Here is a 416-nt window from a genome sequence, read left to right as displayed (position 1 = left end):
ACGCCCGAAAGCTGCGCAGCTTCTTTTATATGGTACATGATTTCCTCCTTATACTCAATGAAAATCAAAGAGCAAACTAGGAAGCTAGCCGCAGGCTGTACTTGAGTACGGCAAGGCGACGTTGACGTGGTTTGAAGAGATTTTCGAAGAGTATTAGGGTCTTCTACAGAAGTTACCCTATGGAAAATCTATATCGACAAAGGAGCCTTCTTTTGATAAAATCGTAAAAATCTAGTATAATAGATAGAACTGAAAGTATGAGGTTACTAGCAATGAAAATGAAACAAATCAGTGATACAACTTTAAAAATCACGATGTCTTTAGAGGATTTGATGGATCGAGGAATGGAGATTGCTGACTTTCTCGTTCCTCAAGAAAAAACAGAAGAGTTCTTTTATGCTATCTTGGATGAGTTA

The 416-nt window shown here is 37.7% G+C and carries 1 protein-coding gene; it reads left to right on the top strand.

The annotated features are described in order from the left end of the window. Nucleotides 1–257: 257 nt before the first annotated feature. Nucleotides 258–416: adaptor protein MecA (locus ACYQ78_RS39290; RefSeq protein WP_459806086.1), on the top strand; the 159-nt coding region annotated here is incomplete at its 3' end.

It is taken from the genome of Herbidospora sp. RD11066, from assembly GCF_054661255.1.
Note: the sequence above shows the minus strand (reverse complement) of the source record. Positions and strands in the feature narration are given on the sequence as shown.